The 590-nt window shown below is 38.0% G+C and carries 1 protein-coding gene; it reads left to right on the top strand.

The genetic code is table 11. The features are described from left to right. Window positions 1-73 precede the first annotated feature (73 nt). Window positions 74-590 (top strand): transposase (locus tag IEV18_RS17135; protein ID WP_229733714.1); only part of this gene is annotated, 517 nt, incomplete at its 3' end.

Below are 590 nucleotides of genomic sequence, written 5' to 3'. Positions count from 1 at the left end.
CAGCTTTTATAGCTACTATCAGCCGAATTATCACTATCTTCCTAAGCACCTGTGTTTTGACGAGTTTAAATCAGTGAAATCCGCAGCTGGAGCGATGTCCTTTATTTTCTGCGACTCTGAAACGGGGGAGATTGTGGATATCGTGGAGGACCGGAGATTACATGTCCTTAAAGAGTATTTCTTACGGTATTCCAAGAAGGCGAGAGATGCGGTAAAAACGATTGTCATCGATATGTACAGCCCTTATATTTCCTTAATCCACGAAGTTTTCCCTAAAGCGGAAATCGTACTCGACAAATTCCATATCCTCCAACTATTTAGCAGAGCTTTAAACAAAACGCGCATCAACGTCATGAATCGGGATAAAAAGAATTACAATAAATTAAAAAAATACTGGAAGCTCCTTCTGAAAGATCAAACAAAACTTGATTATAAGAACTATACATATCATCGTTGCTTTAAAAAGCATATGTGTGAGGTGGAGATTCTCCACTATCTCATTGATTTAGATTCTGAATTAAAAGCGTCCTATGAGTTATACCAATACGTTCGACATTGCATCAAAACCAAAGACTTTGAGCTCTTGAAGA

Source organism: Compostibacillus humi, assembly GCF_014637175.1.
Lineage (GTDB): Bacteria > Bacillota > Bacilli > Bacillales > Amphibacillaceae > Oceanobacillus > Oceanobacillus humi.
The sequence above is the reverse complement of the archived record's forward strand: the minus strand, read 5'-3'. Positions and strand labels throughout refer to the sequence as shown.